At 64.9% G+C, this 22,111-nt stretch carries 18 protein-coding genes; 12 read left to right on the plus strand and 6 right to left on the minus strand.

Features of this window, described 5'->3' with window-relative positions; translation table 11 throughout:
* Positions 1-48: 48 nt before the first annotated feature.
* The 3 genes from WBG82_RS01880 to lpdA are packed head-to-tail and all read left to right on the plus strand — an operon-like array spanning position 49 to position 5,678.
* A complete protein-coding gene (locus WBG82_RS01880) occupies positions 49-2,988 on the plus strand; it encodes a 2-oxoglutarate dehydrogenase E1 component (RefSeq protein WP_424420646.1) in 2,940 nt (979 codons plus the stop codon).
* Between the two features lie 25 nt (positions 2,989-3,013).
* Positions 3,014-4,258, plus strand: a complete 1,245-nt coding sequence (gene odhB / locus WBG82_RS01885) for a 2-oxoglutarate dehydrogenase complex dihydrolipoyllysine-residue succinyltransferase (RefSeq protein WP_424420648.1) — start codon at positions 3,014-3,016, stop codon at positions 4,256-4,258.
* Between the two features lie 28 nt (positions 4,259-4,286).
* Positions 4,287-5,678 carry a dihydrolipoyl dehydrogenase gene (lpdA, locus tag WBG82_RS01890; protein WP_424420651.1) on the plus strand — a complete coding sequence of 464 codons (1,392 nt, stop codon included), beginning with the start codon at positions 4,287-4,289 and terminating at the stop codon, positions 5,676-5,678.
* A 3-nt stretch (positions 5,679-5,681) separates the two neighbouring features.
* Here the strand turns inward: lpdA and WBG82_RS01895 are convergent, their stop codons facing one another.
* Genes WBG82_RS01895 through fsa form a run of 3 tightly spaced genes read right to left on the minus strand, consistent with a single transcriptional unit; the run spans position 5,682 to position 8,043 of the window.
* Entirely contained in the window at positions 5,682-6,656 is a 975-nt protein-coding gene (locus WBG82_RS01895; RefSeq protein ID WP_424420654.1) for a tyrosine recombinase XerC, read from the minus strand.
* On the minus strand, positions 6,629-7,366 hold the full coding sequence (locus WBG82_RS01900) for a DUF484 family protein (protein WP_424420657.1): 738 nt from the start codon (positions 7,364-7,366) through the stop codon (positions 6,629-6,631). The genes WBG82_RS01895 and WBG82_RS01900 overlap by 28 nt, the downstream gene beginning before the upstream one ends.
* A 23-nt stretch (positions 7,367-7,389) precedes the next feature.
* Positions 7,390-8,043: a fructose-6-phosphate aldolase gene (gene fsa / locus WBG82_RS01905; protein ID WP_424420659.1), complete on the minus strand. Its 654-nt coding sequence runs from the start codon at positions 8,041-8,043 to the stop codon at positions 7,390-7,392.
* 211 nt (positions 8,044-8,254) lie between these two features.
* Here fsa and WBG82_RS01910 point away from each other — a divergent pair, with 211 nt between their 5' ends.
* From WBG82_RS01910 to WBG82_RS01945, 8 genes are all read left to right on the plus strand, one after another.
* The gene (locus WBG82_RS01910; RefSeq protein ID WP_424420661.1) at positions 8,255-10,432 is read left to right on the plus strand and encodes a primosomal protein N'; all 2,178 of its coding nucleotides are present in this window, start codon (positions 8,255-8,257) and stop codon (positions 10,430-10,432) included.
* A 112-nt stretch (positions 10,433-10,544) separates the two neighbouring features.
* On the plus strand, positions 10,545-11,867 hold the full coding sequence (locus WBG82_RS01915) for an FkbM family methyltransferase (protein ID WP_424420664.1): 1,323 nt from the start codon (positions 10,545-10,547) through the stop codon (positions 11,865-11,867).
* A 219-nt stretch (positions 11,868-12,086) separates the two neighbouring features.
* Positions 12,087-12,665, plus strand: coding sequence for a F0F1 ATP synthase subunit delta (locus WBG82_RS01920; protein ID WP_424420667.1), 579 nt, complete (start codon positions 12,087-12,089; stop codon positions 12,663-12,665).
* Positions 12,665-14,194: a F0F1 ATP synthase subunit alpha gene (gene atpA / locus WBG82_RS01925; RefSeq protein WP_424420669.1), complete on the plus strand. Its 1,530-nt coding sequence runs from the start codon at positions 12,665-12,667 to the stop codon at positions 14,192-14,194. Before WBG82_RS01920 ends, atpA begins: the two co-directional genes overlap by 1 nt.
* A 23-nt stretch (positions 14,195-14,217) precedes the next feature.
* Positions 14,218-15,111, plus strand: coding sequence for a F0F1 ATP synthase subunit gamma (locus WBG82_RS01930; RefSeq protein ID WP_424420671.1), 894 nt, complete (start codon positions 14,218-14,220; stop codon positions 15,109-15,111).
* A 34-nt stretch (positions 15,112-15,145) separates the two neighbouring features.
* Complete coding sequence (atpD, locus tag WBG82_RS01935; protein ID WP_424420674.1) at positions 15,146-16,582, plus strand: F0F1 ATP synthase subunit beta; 1,437 nt, start codon at positions 15,146-15,148, stop codon at positions 16,580-16,582.
* A gap of 24 nt (positions 16,583-16,606) precedes the next feature.
* Positions 16,607-17,005, plus strand: coding sequence for a F0F1 ATP synthase subunit epsilon (locus tag WBG82_RS01940; protein ID WP_424420677.1), 399 nt, complete (start codon positions 16,607-16,609; stop codon positions 17,003-17,005).
* A gap of 177 nt (positions 17,006-17,182) precedes the next feature.
* A complete protein-coding gene (locus tag WBG82_RS01945) occupies positions 17,183-18,007 on the plus strand; it encodes a ferritin-like domain-containing protein (RefSeq protein ID WP_424420679.1) in 825 nt (274 codons plus the stop codon).
* On the opposite strand, the gene WBG82_RS01950 is transcribed toward WBG82_RS01945, so the two are convergent.
* Positions 18,004-18,408, minus strand: coding sequence for a peptidoglycan DD-metalloendopeptidase family protein (locus WBG82_RS01950; RefSeq protein WP_424420682.1), 405 nt, complete (start codon positions 18,406-18,408; stop codon positions 18,004-18,006). The genes WBG82_RS01945 and WBG82_RS01950 overlap by 4 nt on opposite strands.
* A 654-nt stretch (positions 18,409-19,062) precedes the next feature.
* Between WBG82_RS01950 and WBG82_RS01955 the strand changes: the two genes are divergently transcribed.
* A complete protein-coding gene (locus WBG82_RS01955; protein ID WP_424420684.1) occupies positions 19,063-20,178 on the plus strand; it encodes a hypothetical protein in 1,116 nt (371 codons plus the stop codon).
* Here the strand turns inward: WBG82_RS01955 and WBG82_RS01960 are convergent.
* Together WBG82_RS01960 and WBG82_RS01965 are read right to left on the minus strand one after the other, a co-directional pair.
* A complete protein-coding gene (locus tag WBG82_RS01960) occupies positions 20,175-20,699 on the minus strand; it encodes an RNA pyrophosphohydrolase (protein ID WP_424420686.1) in 525 nt (174 codons plus the stop codon). The two genes, WBG82_RS01955 and WBG82_RS01960, sit on opposite strands and share 4 nt — an antisense overlap.
* 21 nt (positions 20,700-20,720) lie before the next feature.
* Entirely contained in the window at positions 20,721-21,965 is a 1,245-nt protein-coding gene (locus WBG82_RS01965; RefSeq protein WP_424420689.1) for a divergent polysaccharide deacetylase family protein, read from the minus strand.
* Between the last annotated feature and the right edge of the window lie 146 nt (positions 21,966-22,111).

The raw sequence follows: 22,111 nt of genomic DNA on the forward strand, positions 1-22,111 counted from the left end.
CTCTTTCAAGAAGGGGGTGCGGGCCCTTAATCCGCACCGGACACCGGCATGAGCAATGGCAGCGCCAACGAGCGCTTCGAGCGGACGTCCTTTCTTTACGGAACCAACGCAGCCTTTGTCGAAGAGCTTTACGCCCGCTATCAGGAAGATCCGCAGTCGGTCGACGCGGAATGGCGTAATTTCTTCGATGGCCTCGGCGATGCGCCTGAGGATGTAAAGAAGGTTGCAAGGGGCGCTTCCTGGAAGCGCTCCGACTGGCCTCTCATCGCCAATGGCGAGCTCGTCTCGGCGCTCGACGCCAACTGGACGACGCTCGAGGCGCCGATCAAGCAGAAGATTTCCGAACGCAAGGCCGGTGCGAGCGAAGAGGAGATTCGCTCCGCGACGCTCGATTCCGTGCGCGCGCTGATGATGATCCGCGCCTATCGCATCCGCGGCCATCTCGACGCGAATATCGATCCGCTCGATCTGCGCCCGCAATCCGACCATCCGGAACTCGATCCCGCGAGCTATGGCTTCGGGCCGGACGATCTCGACCGCCCGATCTTCATCGACCATGTGCTCGGGCTCGAAATGGCGACCGTGCGGCAGATGCTCGACATTCTGCGCCGCACCTATTGCGGCACGATCGGCGTCGAGTTCATGCATATCGGCGATCCGGAGGAGAAGGCCTGGATCCAGGAGCGCATCGAGGGTCCGGACAAGGAAGTCACCTTCACCGAAATGGGCCGACTCGCCATTCTCGACAAGCTCATCCGGGCCGAGGGCTTCGAGCGCTTCTGCGGCGTGAAGTATATCGGCACCAAGCGCTTCGGCCTCGACGGCGCCGAAGCGATGATCCCGGCGCTCGAGCAGATCATCAAGCGCGGCGGCGCGCTCGGCGTGAAGGAAATCGTGCTCGGCATGGCGCATCGCGGGCGTCTCAACGTGCTCGCCAATGTGATGTCGAAGCCCTTCCGCGCGATCTTCCACGAATTCAAGGGCGGCTCATCGAACCCCGAGGATGTCGATGGCTCCGGCGACGTGAAGTATCACCTCGGCGCCTCGTCCGATCGCGAGTTCGACCGCAACAAGGTGCATCTGTCGCTCACCGCCAATCCCTCGCATCTCGAGATCGTCGATCCCGTGGTGCTCGGCAAGGCGCGCGCCAAGCAGGACCAGCTCCATGACGGGCAGAGAAGCTCCGTCATCCCGTTGCTCATCCATGGCGACGCGGCCTTTGCGGGACAGGGCGTCGTGGCCGAATGCCTCGGGCTCTCGGGGCTCAAGGGGCATCGCACCGGCGGCTCGATCCATTTCATCATCAACAACCAGATCGGCTTCACCACGAGCCCGATCTTCTCGCGCTCCTCGCCCTATCCTTCGGACGTGGCGAAGATGGTGCAGGCGCCGATCTTCCATGTGAACGGCGACGATCCGGAAGCGGTGGTGCATGCGACGAAGATCGCCACCGAGTTCCGGCAGCGCTTCAACAAGCCCGTCGTCATCGACATGTTCTGCTACCGCAGGTTCGGCCACAACGAGTCCGATGAGCCGAGCTTCACGCAGCCGCTCATGTACAAGAAGATTCGCAGCCATCCGACGACGCTGGAGCTTTATTCCGAGCGGCTCGTCGAGCAGGGTCTCATCACCAGGGAGGAGATCGAGCACCGCGTCGAGGCGTTCCGTCACGAACTGGAAAAGGAATACGAAGCCTCCAACAGCTTCCGCCCCAACAAGGCGGACTGGCTCGACGGACGCTGGGCGGGTCTCGGCCGCTCCGAAGGCGAGGCGCAACGCGGCGAGACGGGCGTCGATCTCGAAGTGCTGCGCGAGGTCGGCCTGAAGCTTTCGGAGGTTCCGAAGGGCTTCAACATCCACAGAACCATCCAGCGGTTCATGGACAACCGCCGCAAGATGATCGATACGGGCGAGGGCATCGACTGGGGCATGGCGGAGGCGCTCGCCTTCGGCACGCTGCTCAGGGAAGGCTTCAAGGTGCGCCTGTCGGGACAGGATTCCGAACGCGGCACTTTCGTGCAGCGCCATTCCGTACTCAACGATCAGGAGACGGAAGACCGCTACATTCCGCTGAACCACATCGCCGAGAACCAGGCGCCCTACGAAGTCATCAACTCGATGCTTTCGGAAAACGCCGTCCTTGGCTTCGAATATGGCTACAGCCTTGCGGAGCCCAATGCGCTCGCATTGTGGGAAGCGCAATATGGCGACTTCGCCAATGGCGCCCAGGTCGTGATCGATCAGTTCATCACCAGCGGCGAGCGCAAGTGGCTGCGCATGTCGGGTCTCGTCATGCTGCTGCCGCATGGCTATGAGGGCGCGGGGCCCGAGCATTCCTCCGCGCGTCTCGAACGCTATCTGCAGATGTGCGCCGAGGACAACATCCAGGTCGCCAACTGCACGACGCCGATGAACTATTTCCACATCCTGCGCCGCCAGATGCACAGGAAGTTCCGCAAGCCGCTCATCCTGATGACGCCGAAGTCGCTTCTGCGGCACAAGCGCGTCGTCTCGAAGATCGAGGAGTTCGGCCCCGGCTCGAGCTTCCATCGCGTGCTGTGGGACGATGCGGAGACCCCTTCCGGCGAGAGGGTGAAGCTCGTGCCCGACGACAAGATCAAGCGCGTCGTCGTCTGCTCGGGCAAGGTCTATTACGACCTCTATGAGGAGCGCGAGAGGCGCGAGATCAACGACATCTATCTCCTGCGTGTCGAGCAGCTCTATCCCTTCCCGGCCAGGTCGCTGATGACCGAACTTCAGCGGTTCACACAGGCCGAGATCGTCTGGTGCCAGGAAGAGCCAAAGAACATGGGGGCCTGGACCTTCATGGAGCCCAATATCGAATGGGTGCTCGATCAGGTCGGCGCGCGCTATCGCCGTCCGCGCTATGCGGGGCGGCCCGCATCGGCGGCGACGGCTGTCGGCCTCATGAGCAAGCACAACCAGCAGCTCAACCAGCTCCTGTCGGATGCGCTGAAGATCGACTGAGTTTTCTCTGAAAGGCGGAAAGAGAATGGCGACGGAAATCAAGGTGCCGGCACTCGGCGAATCGGTAACGGAAGCGACCGTTGCCCAGTGGTTCAAGCAGCCGGGCGACGCGGTCACCGTTGACGAGCCGCTGGTCGAACTGGAAACCGACAAGGTGACGGTCGAGGTGCCGGCGCCCGCATCCGGCGTGCTTTCGGACGTGTTCGTGAAGCCGGGCGAAACGGTCGGCATCGGCACCGTTCTGGGCGCGATCGGCGAGGGGGCGGGAAAGCCCGCCGCGAAGCCCGCCGCGAAGAAGGAAGAACCGAAGAAGGCGGCCGCGCCCGCGACGAAGCCCGCAGCCCCCGCGGCGGTTCCGGCCGCAGCGGCCGCGCCTGTCGCAAAGGCGGAGGCCCCTCTTGCGCCTTCCGTGCGCAGGCTCGCGGAAGAAAGCGGCATCGAGCCCGCGCGCGTTGCGGGCACGGGCAAGGATGGCCGCGTGACGAAGGGCGACATGCTCGAGGCGATCGCCGCTCCGGCTGCGGCGCCCGCGCCCGTTCAGGTGCGTGCGCCCGTCCCCGCTGATCAGGCCGCGCGCGAGGAGCGCGTCCGCATGACGCGGCTCAGGAAGACCATCGCCACCCGCCTCAAGGAAGCGCAGAACACGGCCGCCATGCTCACCACCTTCAACGAGGTGGACATGACGAACGTCATGGCGATCCGTAATCAGTACAAGGATCTTTTCGAGAAGAAGCACGGTGTGCGCGTCGGCTTCATGAGCTTCTTCGTCAAGGCGTGCATCGCGGCGCTGAAGGAGATCCCGGCGGTCAATGCCGAGATCGACGGCGACGATCTCGTCTACAAGAATTACTACAATATCGGCGTGGCGGTCGGCACGGAGCGGGGTCTCGTCGTTCCCGTCGTGCGCGATGCGCAGGACATGTCGCTTGCCGATATCGAGAAGGCGATCAACGATTTCGGCCGGCGCGCCCGCGACGGCCAGCTCAAGCTCGAGGAACTGCAGGGCGGCACCTTCACCATCTCGAATGGCGGCGTCTATGGCTCGCTCATGTCGACACCGATCCTCAACGCGCCGCAGTCCGGCATTCTCGGCATGCACAAGATCCAGGACCGGCCGATGGCGATCGGCGGCAAGATCGAAATCAGGCCGATGATGTATCTCGCCCTTTCCTACGATCATCGCATCGTGGACGGACGCGAGGCGGTGACCTTCCTCGTTCGCGTCAAGGAATCGCTCGAGGATCCGCAGCGCCTGCTGCTCGATCTCTGACACCCCTCCGCAAATCAGGAGTAATGCCATGGCGGATGCTTTCGACCTCGTCGTGATCGGCGCGGGCCCTGGCGGCTATGAATGCGCGATTCGCGCGGCGCAGCTCGGCATGAAAGTCGCCTGCGTCGAGAAGCGCGACAAGCTCGGCGGCACCTGCCTCAATATCGGCTGCATTCCGTCGAAGGCATTGCTCCACGCCTCGGAACTCTTCGCGGAGGCGGGCCATGCCTTCGCGGATATGGGCATCAAGGTCGGCACGCCGACCATCGACCTGAAGAAGCTTCTCGGCTTCAAGGACGAGGCCGTCGACGGCAACACCAAGGGCATCGAGTTCCTCTTCAAGAAGAACAAGATCGAGTGGGTGAAGGGCGAAGGCGTCATCAAGGCGCCGGGCAGGGTTCAGGTCGGCGAGCGCGTGCTCGAAACGAAGAACATCGTCATCGCGACGGGTTCGGACGTTGCCAGGCTGCCGGGAATCGAGATCGACGAGAAGCAGGTCGTTTCCTCGACCGGCGCGCTTGCGCTCGGCCAGGTGCCGGCGCGGCTTCTCGTCATCGGCGGCGGCGTCATCGGGCTCGAACTCGGTTCCGTCTGGGGCCGTCTCGGTTCCAAGGTCACCGTCGTCGAATATCTCGACGCGATCCTTCCGGGCATGGATGGCGAGGTCGCCAAGAATTTCCAGCGTATCCTCAAGAAGCAGGGCTTCGACTTCAAGCTCGGCTCCAAGGTGACGAAGGTCGAGAAGACGAAGGCGGGTCTCAAGGTTTCCGTCGAGCCCGCGCAGGGCGGCGCGGCGCAGATCATCGAGGCGGATGTGGTGCTCGTCGCCGTCGGCCGCGTTGCCTATACGCAGGGGCTCGGGCTCGAGAATGCGGGCGTCGCGACGGACAAGCGCGGCCGCATCGAGGTCGACGCGCATCTCAAGACCAATGTCGACGGTATCTACGCCATCGGTGACGTGATCGCGGGGCCGATGCTCGCGCACAAGGCGATGGAAGAGGGCGTGATGGTCGCTGAACGCCTCGGCGGCGTCGCCGGTCACGTCAATTATGATGTCATTCCGGGCGTCGTCTACACCTCGCCCGAGGTCGCGGCGGTCGGCAAGACCGAGGAGCAGCTCAAGGCCGAGGGCGTCGAATATAATTCCGGCAAGTTCCCCTTCACGGCCAATGGCCGCGCGAAGTCGAACAAGCAGACGGACGGCTTCGTCAAGATTCTCGCCGACAAGAAGACCGACCGGGTGCTTGGTGTCCATATCATCGGCGTCAATGCGGGCGAGATGATCGCGGAAGCCTGCATCGCGATGGAATTCGGCGCCTCATCGGAGGACATCGCGCGCACCTGCCACGCGCATCCGACGCTTTCGGAGGCGGTGAAGGAAGCGGCTCTCGCGGTGACGGGCGCTCCCATCCATATGTGAGGTTCAGCGCCGCGAGCGCGGATGGGCCTTGTCATAGATGTCGAGCAGGCGCTGGCTCTCGACCTCCGTATACATCTGCGTCGTCGACAGGCTCGCATGGCCGAGCAGTTCCTGGATCGCGCGCAGATCGCCGCCGCCAGCGAGCAGATGCGTGGCGAAGCTGTGGCGCAGCGCATGCGGCGTCACCGTATCGGCAAGGCCGAGCCTCTGGCGCAGGCGAATGACGGTGGCCCTGACCATACGCTGATCGAGCCTTCGTCCGCGCGCGCCGACGAAGAGTGGGTCGTCCGGCCCGAGGCCGAAAGGGCAGAGCCGCAGATAATCGTCGACCGCCTGGCGCGCCACGGGCAGCACGGGCACGATCCGCTCCTTGCCGCCCTTGCCGACGACGCGCAGCGTGGCGGGCAGGGGCGCCGAGCGCCGGTCGATCGACAGCGCCTCTGCAATGCGAAGGCCGCAGCCGTAAAGAAGCGTCAGAATGGCCGCGTCCCGGGCGGCGATCCATGGTTCGATGCGCTCGTCCGCCGCCTCGTCGATGAGGTCGAGGGCGGCTTCGGGCGATAGCGGCTTCGGGATGGCGTGGGGAAGTTTCGGCGAGCGCAGGGCGGTGAGCGCCGCATTGGCGATGACGCCGCCGCGATCGAGGAAGCGGAAGAAGGAACGGATGCTCGAAAGCGCGCGGGCGAGGCTTCTGCTCTGAAGGCCCTCATTGCGCCGCCGCGTCAGAAAGGCGCGGAAATCGCGCAGTTCGAGCGCGCCGAGCGCTTCCAGATCGGCCGCATGGCCCAGATGATCGACGAGAAAGTCGAAGAAGCGCGCCACGTCGCGGTGGTAGTTGACGAGCGTTGCGGGGCTTGCGCGCCTCTCGGCCATCAGATGCGAATACCAGGCGCGCAAATGCGGATGCACATCCTCCGCCGCGGCAATGGCGGCGGCGGCCTGGTCGGGCGTCAGAGTGCCGGGGGCAGGTCGAGCCATCGGCGCACGCAGCGTTCGACGATGCGGGCAAGGAATTCGAGAAGATCGGCGGCCTGCTCGGGGTGGAACTGTTCCGGTGAACGGCCGCCCAGCGCGAGAAGGCCGGCCGGCGCGCCGCTCGCGAAATCGAGCCGCACCAGCGCTTCGGACTGCACCTCCTCGGCGAGATGATTGTAGAGGCCGCGGCTGCCATGCACATTGGCGACGAGGCGATAGGAGACATCGCCTCCCATCATGCGGGCGACGCCGCCCGGCTCCAGCACACGCACGCTGCGGACGCCGATGCCGGAAACGCCGTTCGATGTTTCAATGCAAAGGGCGGCGGCGCGGACGTCGATCGCGCGGGCAAGACCATCGGGCGCGGTGATGTATTCGATGAGGTGCTCGAAATTGCGCGCATCGAGAAGCGCGCAGGCGGCATTGTGGACCTGTTCGCGGGCGAGGCTGTTCAGCGACGACGCCTCGATCAGTTCGGACTGGATGTCGCGCAGCGTGCGGACCTGCTTCTGCAGCTTGCCGATGATGAATTGCTGCATATCGACGACATTATGCCCGTTGTCCTGCGCGGGGATGATGGCCGAGATGAGATCGGGGTCGTCGGTAACGAATTCGGGATGCGCCAAGAGAAACGCCTTCACCTCGTCGGGTGAGACGCTCGGCACGGATTCCATAATCCGTTCGACTTCCGTCCGGTCGTTGTAGTGGCTCATGGCGTCGATCACCCGGGAGGTTGTCAGAGAATTTTCTGGCCGGTCTTCTTCCAGTCGGCGAGGAAGAGTTCGAGGCCCTTGTCGGTGAGAGGGTGGTTTGCAAGTCCGCGCAGGACGCCCGGCGGCACGGTCGCCACATCGGCGCCCACCAGCGCTGCTTCCTTCACATGATTTGCGCTGCGGATCGAGGCGGCGAGAATCTCGGTCGGGAAGTCATAATTGTCGTAGATGGTTCGGATATCGTGAATGAGTTCCATGCCATCGAGATTGATGTCGTCGAGGCGGCCGATGAAGGGCGAGATGAAGCTCGCGCCCGCCTTGGCGGCGAGGAGCGCCTGGTTCGCCGAGAAGCAGAGGGTGACGTTCACCATCGTGCCTTCGCCGGCGAGTGCCTTGCAGGCCCTGAGGCCGTCCCAGGTGAGCGGCACCTTGACGGCGATGTTCTTTGCGATCTTCGCGAGTTTGCGGCCTTCCTCGATCATCGCCACCGAATCGAGCGCGGTGACTTCCGCGCTGACGGGGCCGGCGACGACGCTGCAAATCTCCTCGATGACCTCGATGAAATTGCGGCCGGTCTTGGCCACCAGAGAGGGGTTCGTGGTTACGCCATCGACGAGACCCGTCGCGGCGAGATCCCTGATTTCTGCGATATCCGCGGTGTCGACAAAGAATTTCATGTGGCCTTGTCTTCTGGTCGGGGGGGTCTTCTGGTCGGGGGTCTTCTGATCGGGCTTCGACGTCCGTATGACAGTCCGTTCGGGGGCGCGGCGCAACTTTTCTTTTCTTTTGCCGCGCCGGGCCCTGCGGTGCAAGGCCTGACGTTCCGCTTGCTTTATCAGGTGTTACATTATCGTCTCGTCTTGGAATTTCTCTTCAGCCCGGCTCAGAATGCCCATCGACCCATCGCCGCGAAGCGTCAGCGTTCTCATTCCGCTCGCCCTGCCAGCACCTTACGACTATGAGGTTCCTGCCGGGTTAATCGCGGAAGAGGGAGCCTATGTGATCGTGCCGCTTGGCGCGCAGCAGATGCTCGGCGTGGTCTGGGGTCCCGGCACGGGCGAGGTGGACGCGAAGCGGCTCAAACCCGTTCTCGAGGTTCTCGACGCCCCGCCCATGCCCGCCGCCTTGCGCCGCTTCGTCGACTGGATCGCGGCCTATACGCTCAATCCGCGCGGCTCGGTGCTGAGGCTCGCCCTGCGCGCGCCCGGCGCGCTCGAGCCCCAGCGCATGCGGACGGCCTACAGGCTTGCCGATGCGAGGCCCGCGCGCATGACGCCCGCGCGGCTTCGCGTCGTCGAAAGGGCGAGCGACGGGTTTGCTCGGACCGCGCGCGAGCTTGCGGAGGAGGCGGGCGTCTCCGATGGCGTGGTGCGCGGTCTCATCGAAGCCGCGTCGCTCCTGCCCGTCGATCTGCCCACCGAGGCGCCCTTTCCCGAGCCCGATATCGGCGCGAGGGAAAAGGCGCTTTCGCCGGAGCAGTCGGCCGCGGCTTCCGTCCTGCGGGCGCGCGTCGAAGCGGGGCGCTTTGCCACCCTGCTCCTTGACGGGGTGACGGGATCGGGCAAGACGGAAGTCTATTTCGAGGCGGTGGCCGAAGCGCTCGCGCGGGGAAAGCAGGCGCTCATCCTGCTGCCGGAGATCGCGCTCACGAGCCAGTTTCTCGACCGTTTCGAGGCGCGTTTCGGCTGCAAGCCGGCCGAATGGCATTCCGAGCTTTCGCAGCGCGAGCGCCGCCGCGTCTGGCGCGGCGTCGCGGAGGGGCGCGCGCGGGTGGTGGTCGGCGCGCGCTCGGCGCTTTTCCTGCCGTTCAGCGATCTCGGCCTCATCGTCGTCGACGAGGAGCACGAGGCCGCCTTCAAGCAGGAGGAGGGCGTCATCTATCATGCGCGCGACATGGCGGTGGTGCGCGCCTCGCTCGGGGATTTTCCGATCGTGCTGAGTTCGGCGACGCCCTCGCTCGAGACGGTGGTGAATGCGCAGCTCGGGCGCTATGAGCGCGTGGTGCTGCCCGAGCGTCACGGCACGGCGGAGCTTCCTGAGATCGCCGCCATCGACATGCGCGAGGAGCCGCCCGAGCGCGGGCGCTGGCTCTCGCCGCGTCTTGTCAGCGAGATAGTCGAGGCGCTCGGCCGTGGCGAACAGGCGATGCTGTTTCTCAACCGTCGCGGCTATGCGCCGCTGACGCTCTGCCGCACATGCGGCCACCGCATCGAATGTCCGCAATGCTCGTCCTGGCTCGTCGAGCATCGCTTCCGGCGCGAACTCGTCTGCCATCATTGCGGCTATACGGCGCCGGTGCCGAAAGCGTGCCCGTCCTGCGGCGCGGAGGAGGCGCTCGTCGCCTGCGGACCGGGGGTCGAGCGCATCGCGGAAGAAATCGCGGAGCGTTTTCCCGAGGCGCGAATCGCCGTCCTGTCGAGCGATAATCTTCGAGGGCCGCAATCACATGAGGAAGTCTTCCGCGCGATCGAGGCGCGGGAGATCGATATCATCGTCGGTACACAGATCGTCGCGAAGGGGCATCATTTCCCCTGGCTCACGCTTGTGGGCGTCGTCGATGCCGATCTGGGGCTCGAGAATGGCGATCTTCGCGCGGCCGAGCGCACCTTTCAGCTCCTGCAGCAGGTGGCGGGGCGAGCGGGCCGGGCCGAGCGGCGGGGGCGCGTCTTCCTCCAGACCTATATGCCGGAGCATGGCGTGATGCGGGCGCTCGTCTCGGGCGACCGCGACCGGTTCCTCGACCGCGAGGCGGCCGCGCGCGAGCGGCTGGGGCATCCGCCTTTCGGCCGGCTCGTCGGCGTCGTGCTGTCCTCGGAAAATGCCGCTCAGGCGCAGAAATTCGCGCGCGAAATGGCCCGCGCCGCTCCGCAGGCCGAAGGCGTCAGCGTGCTCGGCCCCGCGCCGGCGCCGCTCGCGATGCTCAGGGGGCGGACAAGGCTGCGCTTCCTCGTCAAGTCGGCGCGGAACATCAATGTGCAGGCCTATATGCAGGCCTGGCTCTCCGCGCTCAAGGTGCCGGGCTCGGTGCGCATCGCGGTCGATGTCGATCCCTACAGCTTTCTCTAAGGCATTCGGCCTCGCCTTGCGCGGGGCGAACCCAGGGGTTCCGGGCGCAGCATTTCATTAAACATTCGGTCTTATGGTTTGCGAATGGTAAACGCGATCTCGTGAGGCTCACATGAAATGCGCCGTCATCACTCCCATCGGTCCGGGACATGAGGAGGCCTACAGGGTCTGCCGCAATTCGATCGAGGCGGCCTGGAATTACGGGCACGGTCCTTTCGATGCGCTTGAGATTATTCCAATGTGGGATCTTGAGGGAAAATACGGGCGCTCGGCGCGGCGCAATTCGGGCATCAGCGAGGCCATGGCGCTCGGTTGCGACTGGCTTTTTTTCCTCGATGCCGACGACCTCATGAACATGGGCGCATTTGCGGCCTTCGCCAAATATTGCGATCGGCATGACGCGGTCTGGGGCAACATTTGCGAGAATGTCTTCGGTTCGGACCAGATCGGGCTGCGCGAGAATCAGCTCGTCGCGACCGAGCGTATGGAAGACATTCTCGTCACCCCTCCTTATCTGACCCTGCAGATGGGGCACTTCGTCCGGGCGGAGTGCGCTTCGGCCATCGGCTTTGACACGACGATGGATACCGGGGAGGACTTCAAGTACTACCTCGGCCTTTGGAGCCGGTTCCGCTGTGCGAAGGTCGCCGAGGTGTTCTTCATCAATCGCCGGGGCGCACATTCGACGGGGCCCCGCTCGGCGGACGGCGCGCAATGGAACCGTGCTGTCGAGCGCGTCGTGCTCGACCATTGCAGGGACCGCGAAATATTCAACGATGTCGCTTTCGACGGCAAGGTGACGCGCTTCGCCATCGACAACCCCTTCGACATCATTCAGCAGCACCATGTGCAGGGACAATTTTTCGAGATCGATGAACTGAAGGTGGTGCGGGACGTGGTCGGCCCCGGCAAGACGATCGTCGAGGTGGGGGCGAATATCGGCAATCACCTCGCCTTCTACGCGCAATATATGCGGCCCAAAAAGATCTTCCCCTTCGAGCCCAATCCCGCGGCCGTCAGCCTTCTCAGCCGCAACATTGTGGCCAACGGTTTCGAGCCGATCGTCGACACGCGCGGCATCGGCATCGGCGCGGGCGCGCGTTATGGGACGTTTTCAGTCGTGCTTCCCTATGAGAACAATCTGGGCGCGGCCCGTCTCGCGGAAGGCGGGGGGCAGCAGCTCGAGGTCTATCCGCTCGATGAGCGAATGCAGGGAGAATCCGTCGACTTCATCAAGATCGACGTGGAGGGGATGGAATTCGATGTGCTCGAAGGCGCGCGCGATCTCATCCGGCGCAATAAGCCAGCCCTCATGGTGGAAGTGTTCCGCGAGAAGGTTTCGGCCTTCGAAGACTGGTGCAGCGAGAACGGGTACGCCGTGAGTCTGAATTTCCCGTGCGTTCACGCGGTGAACTTTCTCGCCACGGCGGCATGAGCCGCGCTTCCTTCCTCATTCCGTCGGCATGTGAACTACCCTGATCGGCTCATTGGCGGGCAATTCTCGGGCGGCGATATTGCACATGCGGGGCCCTTGTGTTACCAAACGCCCGGCCTTGGGGGTAGCGGGCCGAACCAGGCCCCCTCGGTAAGAATAAATTAGTGAAATCAATCAGTTAGCGCACCGACCCGCATATGGTGCGCCGACCCCCACAGAATGCATGGGCGGGCACGCCAAGTGGCAGCTGATCATCTCGTCTCCGGCATGGCCGGTCGGTATGCAACGGCGCTCTTCGAGCTTGCGGAGAGCGACGCCTCGCTTGACGCCGTCGCGGGCGATCTCAAGCGTATCGAGGCCCTCATCAATGAAAGCGCCGATCTCCGGCGGCTCGTGGAGAGCCCCGCTTTCGGCGCGGACGATCAGGCGCGCGCCTTCGCGGCGGTGCTCGAGCGTGCAGGCATCAAGGGGCTCGTGGCCAATTTCGTCGGCCTCGTGATCCGCAACCGGCGGCTTTTTGCCCTGCCGGCCATGATCGTGGGCTTCGACCGTCTTCTCGCCGACAAGCGCGGCGAGATGTCCGCCGACGTGACCTCGGCGCATCCGCTTTCCGAAGCGCAGATTGCGAGCCTCAAAGGGGCCCTCAAGGCCGCGACGGGGCGCGACGTTCAGATCAATACCAAGGTTGATGGGGGGCTCCTCGGCGGGCTCGTCGTCAAGGTGGGGAGCCGGATGATCGATTCGTCTCTCCTGACCAAACTCAATTCTCTCAAGATTGCCATGAAAGAGGCTTCCTGATGGACATTCAGGCTGCGGAAATTTCCGCAATCCTCAAGCAGCAGATCAAAGGGTTCGGTGCGGAAGCGCAGGTCTCCGAGATCGGCCAGGTGCTCTCCGTCGGTGACGGCATTGCCCGCGTCTACGGTCTCGACAACGTCCAGGCGGGCGAAATGGTCGAGTTCCCGGGCGGCGTCCGCGGCATGGCGCTGAACCTCGAGAGCGACAATGTCGGCGTCGTGATCTTCGGTTCCGACCGCGACATCAAGGAAGGCGACACGGTGAAGCGCACGGGCGCCATCGTGGACGTTCCCGTCGGCAAGGGCCTGCTCGGCCGCGTCGTCGATCCGCTCGGCAACCCGATCGACGGCAAGGGCCCGATCGAGGCGACGGAGCGCCGCCGCGTCGACGTGAAGGCGCCCGGCATCATTCCGCGCAAGTCGGTGCATGAGCCGATGCAGACGGGCCTCAAGGCGATCGACGCCCTGATCCCGATCGGCCGTGGCCAGCGCGAGCTCATTATCGGCGACCGCCAGACCGGCAAGACCGCGATCGCGATCGACGCCATCCTCAACCAGAAGCCGCTCAACCAGGGCGATGACGAGCATCAGAAGCTCTATTGCATCTATGTCGCCATCGGCCAGAAGCGTTCCACGGTCGCGCAGATCGTGAAGACGCTGGAGGAGAACGGCGCGCTGCAATATTCGATCGTGGTCGCCGCGACCGCGTCGGAGCCGGCGCCGCTGCAGTTCCTCGCGCCCTTCGCGGGCTGCACCATGGGCGAGTTCTTCCGCGACAATGGCATGCATGCCCTCGTCGTCTATGACGATCTCTCCAAGCAGGCTGTCGCCTACCGCCAGATGTCCCTCCTGCTGCGCCGTCCGCCGGGCCGCGAAGCCTATCCGGGCGACGTCTTCTATCTCCATTCCCGCTTGCTCGAGCGCGCGGCGAAGCTCAATGACGAGAACGGCAAGGGCTCGCTCACCGCTCTTCCGGTCATCGAGACGCAGGCGAACGACGTGTCGGCCTATATTCCGACCAACGTCATCTCGATCACGGACGGCCAGATCTTCCTCGAGACGGACCTCTTCTATCAGGGCATCCGTCCGGCGGTGAACGTCGGTCTGTCGGTGTCGCGCGTCGGCTCCTCCGCCCAGATCAAGGCGATGAAGCAGGTCGCGGGCAAGATCAAGGGCGAGCTTGCGCAGTACCGCGAAATGGCGGCCTTCGCGCAGTTCGGCTCCGACCTCGACGCGGCGACGCAGCGCCTTCTCAATCGCGGCGCGCGCCTCACCGAGCTTCTGAAGCAGCCCCAGTTCTCGCCGCTCAAGGTGGAAGAGCAGGTCGTCGTGATCTATGCCGGCGTCAACGGCTATCTCGACGGGCTGCCGGTCAGCGATGTCGGCCGCTACGAAGAAGAACTGCTGCGCGCCATCCGCTCGAGCCATGCGGGCATCCTCGATGCGATCCGCACGGAGAAGCAGCTTTCGTCCGACACCGAAGCGAAGCTGAAGGCGGTGGTCGAGAGCTTCACCAAGGCGTTTGCCTGATCTAAGAAACCGGGTGACGGCCAATGGCGAGCCTCAAGGACCTAAGAAACCGCATCGCTAGCGTGAAGGCGACGCAGAAGATCACGAAGGCGATGCAGATGGTTGCCGCCGCGAAGCTGCGTCGTGCGCAGGAAGCGGCGGAGGCCGCGCGGCCCTATGCCGAGCGCATGAACCGGGTGCTTGCCAATCTCGCGATCGGCATGGCGGGCCGGGAAGATGCGCCGAAGCTTCTTGCCGGAACGGGCAGCGACCAGGTGCATCTCGTGATCGTCGCGACCGCGGATCGCGGCCTTTGCGGCGGCTTCAACTCGTCGATCGCGCGGCTTGCGCGCGATCACATCAACGCGCTTCTCCGCGACGGCAAGACGGTCAGGATCATGACCGTCGGCCGCAAGGGGCGCGACGCGCTGAAGCGTCAGTTTGGCGACAAGATCGTGAAGAGCGTCGATTTCACGGGCTTGCGGCAGATCGGCTTCGATCAGGCGCAGGACATCGCGCATGCGGTTCTGTCGATGTTCGAGGCGGGCGAATTCGATGTCGCCACGCTTTTCTATTCGAAGTTCCAGAACGTGGTGACGCAGATTCCGACGGCCCAGCAGCTCATTCCCGCCACTCTGCCCGGCGCGGACGAGGCGGCCAAGGCCACGGCGGAGCTTGCGGGCGCCGTTTACGACTACGAGCCGAGCGAAGAGGAAATCCTGAACGATCTGCTGCCGCGCAACGTGTCGGTGCAGGTGTTCCGGGCGCTGCTTGAGAATGTCGCGGGCGAGTGGGGCGCGAAGATGTCCGCCATGGACAATGCGACGCGCAACGCCGGTGATATGATCAACAAGCTCCAGATCACCTACAACCGCTCGCGCCAGGCCATGATCACCAAGGAACTCATCGAAATCATTTCGGGCGCCGAAGCCCTCTGAGATACGCCCCTTACGGGAAGATTAAGGAAGCCCCATGAGCAACCCAGTCGGAAAGATCGTTCAAATCATCGGCGCCGTCGTGGACGTCGAGTTCGCCGATCATCTGCCCGCCATTCTGAACGCCCTCGAGACGGACAATGGCGGCCACCGCCTCGTCATGGAAGTGGCGCAGCATCTGGGCGAGAACACGGTTCGCGCCATCGCCATGGACACGACCGAAGGTCTGACGCGCGGTCAGGAAGTACGCGACACGGGCTCGGCGATCCGCGTTCCCGTGGGCGAAGGTACGCTCGGCCGCATCATCAACGTCATCGGCGAGCCGGTGGACGAAGCGGGCCCGGTCAAGGCTGAGAACACGCGCGAAATCCACCAGAACGCGCCGTCCTTCGTCGACCAGTCGACGGAAGCCGAAATGCTCGTCACGGGCATCAAGGTCGTCGATCTGCTCGCGCCCTATGCGCGCGGCGGCAAGATCGGCCTTTTCGGCGGCGCCGGCGTCGGCAAGACGGTTCTCATTCAGGAACTCATCAACAACATCGCCAAGGCGCATGGCGGCTACTCGGTGTTCGCCGGCGTGGGCGAGCGCACGCGCGAGGGCAACGACCTCTATCACGAGATGATCGAGTCGGGCGTGAACAAGGACCCGCGCGAGAACAACGGCAACACGGCGGGCTCGAAATGCGCCCTCGTGTACGGCCAGATGAACGAGCCGCCGGGAGCCCGCGCGCGCGTCGCTCTGACGGGTCTCACGGTCGCCGAATATTTCCGCGACCAGGGCCAGGACGTGCTCTTCTTCGTCGACAACATCTTCCGCTTCACGCAGGCGGGCTCGGAAGTGTCGGCCCTGCTCGGCCGCATTCCCTCGGCCGTGGGCTACCAGCCGACGCTCGCGACCGACATGGGCGCGCTGCAGGAGCGCATCACCACGACCACCAAGGGCTCGATCACGTCCGTGCAGGCCATTTACGTGCCGGCCGACGACCTGACCGACCCGGCGCCGGCGACCTCCTTCGCGCATCTCGACGCGACGACGGTTCTCAACCGCGCGATTTCGGAAAAGGGCATCTACCCGGCCGTGGACCCGCTCGATTCCACCTCGCGCATTCTCGAGCCGCGCGTCGTCGGTCAGGAGCACTACGACACGGCGCGCCGCGTGCAGGAGATCCTTCAGCGCTACAAGTCGCTTCAGGACATCATCGCCATTCTCGGCATGGATGAACTCTCCGAAGAGGACAAGCTGGTCGTGGCCCGCGCCCGCAAGATCGAGCGCTTCCTGTCCCAGCCGTTCCACGTCGCCGAAATCTTCACGGGCACGCCCGGCTGCCTCGTCGACATCAAGGACACGGTCAAGGGCTTCAAGGGCCTCTGCAACGGCGACTATGACCACCTTCCGGAAGCCGCCTTCTACATGGTCGGCACCATCGAGGACGCGATCGCGAAAGCCGAGCGTCTCGCCAAGGAAGCGGCATAAGCGCTCAGGGTTGGATCAAGGCTCATGGCTGAAAAGCTGCACTTCGAACTCGTTTCGCCGGAACGGCTTCTCCTTTCGGAGAGCGTCGATCTCGTGACCGTGCCCGGCAAGGAGGGCGATATCGGCGTGCTGGCGGGACATGCTCCGCTCATGACCACGCTGCGCCCCGGTGTCATCAATGTCGATGATGCCGGCCGCCCGCAGCGGCGGATCTTCGTGCGTGGCGGTTTCGCCGAGGTGACTTCGGCAGGGCTTACGGTCCTTGCCGAATTCACGGTTCCGATCGAGGAGCTTGACCGGGCCACGATCGACCGCGAAATCGGCTATGCCACGGAAGACGTGAACGACGCCAAGAGCGAGCAAGCACGTCAGGCCGCGCAGGAAAAGCTCGACCACCTTCGTCAGCTTCTCGAGGTCGTCTGAGGCCGCGCCTTCGGGCGGATCGCAGCAGATCGGGGCGGTGCGGAAGCGCCGCCCTTTGTTTTTGCGGCGCATTTTCCACGGTTTCTTCGGGATTATGGCGCATGCGGGAGACTTAACCCCTGCGCGGGCATTGGGGTATAGTGACGATTGCATGACAGATGCAAGGCAGGTGAGAGCATGAGCCGCCACTGGACGCTCGACGACATCAGATGGGACGACTTCGATGCATCGAAGGTCGATCCCGATATTCTGCGCGCGGTGAAGGCCGCGGCGCTCGTCGAGTACAATGCGCCGGACTATGTGACCTATCTCTGCAATGTCTTTTCCGACCGGCCGGAGATCATGAAAGTGATCCGGCAATGGGGAGCGGAAGAAGTGCAGCATGGCGCGGCGCTCGCGCGCTGGGCCGAGCTTGCCGATCCGCAGTTCAAATTCGCCGATGCGCTTGCGCGCTTTCAGGCGGGCTATTCCGTTCCGAAGGATGTCTCCGAGTCCGTGCGCGGCAGCCGCGCGGGCGAATTCGTGGCGCGCTGCGTGGTCGAAAGCGGCACGTCCTCCTATTACACGGCGATCAAGGATGCCACGGAAGAGCCGGTGCTGAAGCAGATCGCGGCCAATATCGCGGCCGACGAGTTCCGGCACTACAAGCTCTTCTACGATCACTTCAAGGATATCGAGGACGAGCTTCCTTCCGTGCTCGGACGGGCGCGGATCGCCATCGGCCGCGTCTCGGAGGCCGATGACGACGAACTCGCCTGCGCCTATTACGCGGCGAACACGCCCGCCGATGGCAGCGTGCCCTATGACCGCGCCCGCTTCGCCAAGGCCTATGAGAAGCGCGCCCTGGGCCTCTATCGCCGCCAGCATGTCGAGCGTCTCGTCGCCATGGTGGGCAAGGCGTCCGGCCTCAAGCCGCACGGGCTCGTCATGCGCGTGGTGTCGTCTCTCGTCTGGACGTTCTGGCAGATCCGCGCGAAGCGTCTCGCCAACGCGCCGATCTAGGACGTTCCCGCGAGCCAGAAAACGGGCTCTGCGCCGCCCTCGTGATTCCTGACATCGAAGAAGAGGAGAGGCGCGCCTGCGCCGAATGCGCCTGCAAGCGCGGGCGCGCGCTCATCGGATGTCGTGCCGAGTTCGCCGCCCCGCGCGATCCTGCCGCCATGGCTCACCGAGAGCGTGCCGAGCCCGGCGACGATCAGGCGACGCTTTCCGGCGAGTTCCAGAATCACCACGCCGCGATAACCCTTGAAGCTGCCGGCGAAAAGCACCTTCGCATCGGCCGGGCTTTCGACCCCGCATCCAGCGGGGACGAGCAGTGCCATGCCGCTCGTGCCGCGGATCCGCGCCGACGCGAATTCCGGCGGATGGGCTTGCCGCTTGCCCGCCTTGTCGAGTTGCGTCATGCCGTCCGCGTAGATGCGGCAGGTCGCCCTTATTGCCGGAGCCTTTTGCGCTTGCAGCCGCGCGGGGCGCGCAGGTCGCGCTAGGGGGAGGGGGAGCGGCGCCGGGGCCGTCCGCGCTTCGACTATCTTCCGAGCTTCACTTTTCTTCGCGGTGCCGCGCGGATGAAATTCCTGCTGAAGGTCCGCGCAGATCGCCGCATAGGCAGGGGGCCAGCCGAGAGGGGCGCGCGTCGAGCGCAAGCAGTCGCCCAGATTGACAGGGGCCGCCGGAATGTCTCCACCCGGTGCCGCCGTCTCCCGCGCGGCCGGTGGTGGCGGCCCTCGATCGGCGTTCGAATGGGATGTCGCCAGAGTGAGCAGGCCGATGCCGAACGGGATGATGACGCTCGCGCTCCAATGCATCGTCTTGTTCCGGCGGATCAGTGCCCGGCCTCCGGTTTCACGATAGCGCGCGGCAGATAGTCTGTATACGGAGTGGTGGTGGCCGTTAGCCAACGACGTTCGGATCCGGAATATCCTTGTACGTCTGCGGCGCGCCGTCGCCAATGCTGCGTATCCTTCTGCGCCCGCACCTATACCAAAGACCCTATGTCGCCGTGTTCGCCACGGCTCGCATAATTCGAGCGCGAATGAGGGAAAGCCGGCGGTGCGATCATGCGGGCCTCATCCTTTTCCGCCCGCGCGGAGCTGCGCTGGCGCGAGCGATATGGAATGGCGGCAGGCGTCGCGGCGGCGCTTCGCAATCCGTGTCGTCGTCGCCTTTCCTTCGTGAAGTTGGGACGGAGCGGATCGCGCGCGCTGCCGCGCCTGCGGCCCCGGCTATCATTGCCGCGCCTCTCGCTTTCTCGCGTCAGCGCCGTCCTGCTGCTCATGCTGCCGCTTGCGGGCGGCATCATCGCGCTCCCGGGCCCGGATCGTGCCGAGGATATGGCGCGGCAGCTGCGCGGGCTCGCCATGCGCGTGATCTCGGGCCTCGACATGATGGAGACCGCATCCGCGAGCACGGAGCGGGCGGGGCTGCCCGGGCGCGGGGCCTTGCTCTCGGATTTCGCCGCCGCGAACGAGGCGGGCCTCGTCGCGCTGCGCGGATATCTGCTCACGGGAAGCGCCGGTTTTCTTGCCGAGTGGCGGCAGGCGAATGGCAGGGTCGATGAGATCGCGGCCGCTCTCGACCGGGACTCGCGCTCCTGGAGCGACGGCGCGCGGCTGCGCAGGCTCGCCGATCTCTTGCGGGCGACATCCGATATCGAGGCGCAACAGCGCCTTGTCGCCAGGCTCGTCGGCACGCCCAACCGTTTTCCGGGCCTGCGCCTCTATGACGAGGATATCGATCCGGCGCTCGAGCAGGCGATGTCGCTCTGCGACGAGACGCTGCGTTCGATCATCGTGTCGCGCTGGGCGGGCATGGAGGGGAGCGTCGATTCGCTGGCGCGATTGCGGGGGGCTTTGCTCACGCTTCGCCCGGAGCTTCGTTCCTATCTGGTCTCGGGGGACGGAGAGGCGCTCAATGCGTTGCAGGCCGATTATGCGGCGATGCGCGCCGCGCCCCCGATGCTCGCCGCTCTGAGGGTCAAGGTCAGTCCCGAGGATCAGCTTCGCATCGACCGCATCGCCGCGCTGATCGCGGCGATCGACATGCCACTTCAGCGCGTCATGACATTGCGCCGATCGCCCCGCTGGGACTATGCGGATTACGGCTTCAGGCAGAAGGTACTGCCGCTCGCGGAGGCGATCTCCTCCATCGTCGATGGCTGGCGGACGGCGGGCTAGGCGAGCGGCCTTGCGAGGGGTCCGAGTTCGCGGACGATCTGTTCATAGACGCCGCGCTTGAAGGGCACGATCAGTTCCACCAGTTCGCTCACCGGCACCCATGCCCACTCGCTGAATTCCTGATGCTCGTCGGCGGCGATGTCGATGTCGCCGTCGACGCCGGTGAAGCGCATGGCGAACCATTTCTGCTTCTGGCCGCGATACTTGCCCTTGAGCGCGTGGCCGACGAGGTGGGGCGGCAGGTCATAGATGAGCCAGTCCGCGACTTCGCCGATGATTTCGGCCTTGTCGGTGCCCGTTTCTTCCCTGAGTTCGCGAAAGGCCGCCTCGCGCGCGTCTTCGCCCTCGTCGATGCCGCCCTGCGGCATCTGCCAGGTGAGCGGCGAGCCCGTATCAACCGGCTGGATGCGGTTGCCCGCCCAGACGAGGCCTTGCCTGTTGATGAGCATGATGCCGACACAGGGCCGGTAGGGCAGGGTTTCGGGATCGACCATCATCGTCTTGCTGTCTGTCTTCGTCATGCCGCTTGACCTTGCGCGCCCTCAGGAACCGCCCGCCGTCGCCGTGACGGGAACGAGAACGAAGCCCTTTTCCTTCAGCGTTTCGGCCCAGCGCGTCAGCGCGTCGACCGTGACGGGGAAGGCGGAGGCGACGCCGACCGCGACGCCCGTTTCCTTCGCCGAGGCTTCGAGCGCCGCGAGCGACTGGTCGATCACGCCGGGGTTCTGCACCGGATCGACGAGGCGCGAACCCACGGAGAGGGGGAGGCTGATTTCGCCCGCGATCCGGGGCGCGAGGCTTCTCTGCGAGGCGCCATTGTCGACATACATGAGGCCGCGCTCCTTCAGCGCCCCGAGCACGGGCGAGAGGGCGGCCTGCGAGCTCGTGAAACGCGCGCCCTGATAGTTCATGACACCCGCATAGCCGGTGAAGCGGCTCAGCAGCCATTCGAGGCGGGAGACGTTCTCCGCCGTCTGGAGGTTCGTCAGCAGCGTATAGGGGCCTGGATCGTTCTGGGGATAGCCGAAGGGCTCCATCGGCAGTTCGAGCAGCACCTCATGGCCTGCGGCGCGCGCCTTGCCGATCCAGCTCTGGAGGTTCGCGCCATAGGGCGCGAAGGACAGCGTCACCTCGGGCGGGAGTTTCTCGATCGCATGGGCGGTCGCGCTGTCGCTGATGCCCATGCCGCTCACCACGAGCGCGATGCGCGGCCCCGTGGGCATGGGCTTCGGCAGCGGCCGGGCATAGACCTTCCATGCCTGCCGGCCGTCCCTGGCGATGACGGGAAGCGGCCCCTGCTTGCCATGGGCGACAAGGGCGGGGTCGGGAACGGCGCTCAGTGGCCCGGTGATTCCGGCGGCGGGGATGTCCGCGGCCGCATTTCCGGTGGGCACGGTCTCGGCGCCGAGGATCTTCACGCCGTCGGCGCTGGCGTCCCCGTCGTCGCCGACCACGCGCCTCGCCGCATCGAGGAGGGCCTGTTCGTCCGGCGTGGGTTTGTCGACCTGGGGGAGCGTCTGGTCCGCCTCGGCCGTCTCCGTATGGGGGGCCGCCGGATGCTCGTCCGTCGAGCCCGGACGCAGCAGCGCGTCGGTCGCGGCGGGCGGGGCCGGCTCGGGCGCGAGGGCGAGCCGGACCACGGGTTCGCCCGCAAGGCGATGATCGCCGAGAAGAAGCCATGCGAGCGTGCCGCCATAAAGGACGGCGACGGCGAGCGTCGCCATGGCAAGCAGGCTCACGCCTCGGCGTTCCTCGCCGTGCATCCTTTGCAGTGCCCCCTTCGGCATCCCGCTCGCTCCCTCACCGGCCGGATTTGAGCCGAGGATCGGTCATCAATTCGCGCTCGCCGTCGAGGTCGCCTTGAAGGCGGCATCCTTGCGAACGCCGTTCAGCAGGTCGATCGCATAAAGAAGCTGCTTGTCGTCCTTCTTGT

The organism is Parvibaculum sp., from assembly GCF_049671045.1.
GTDB lineage: Bacteria > Pseudomonadota > Alphaproteobacteria > Parvibaculales > Parvibaculaceae > Parvibaculum.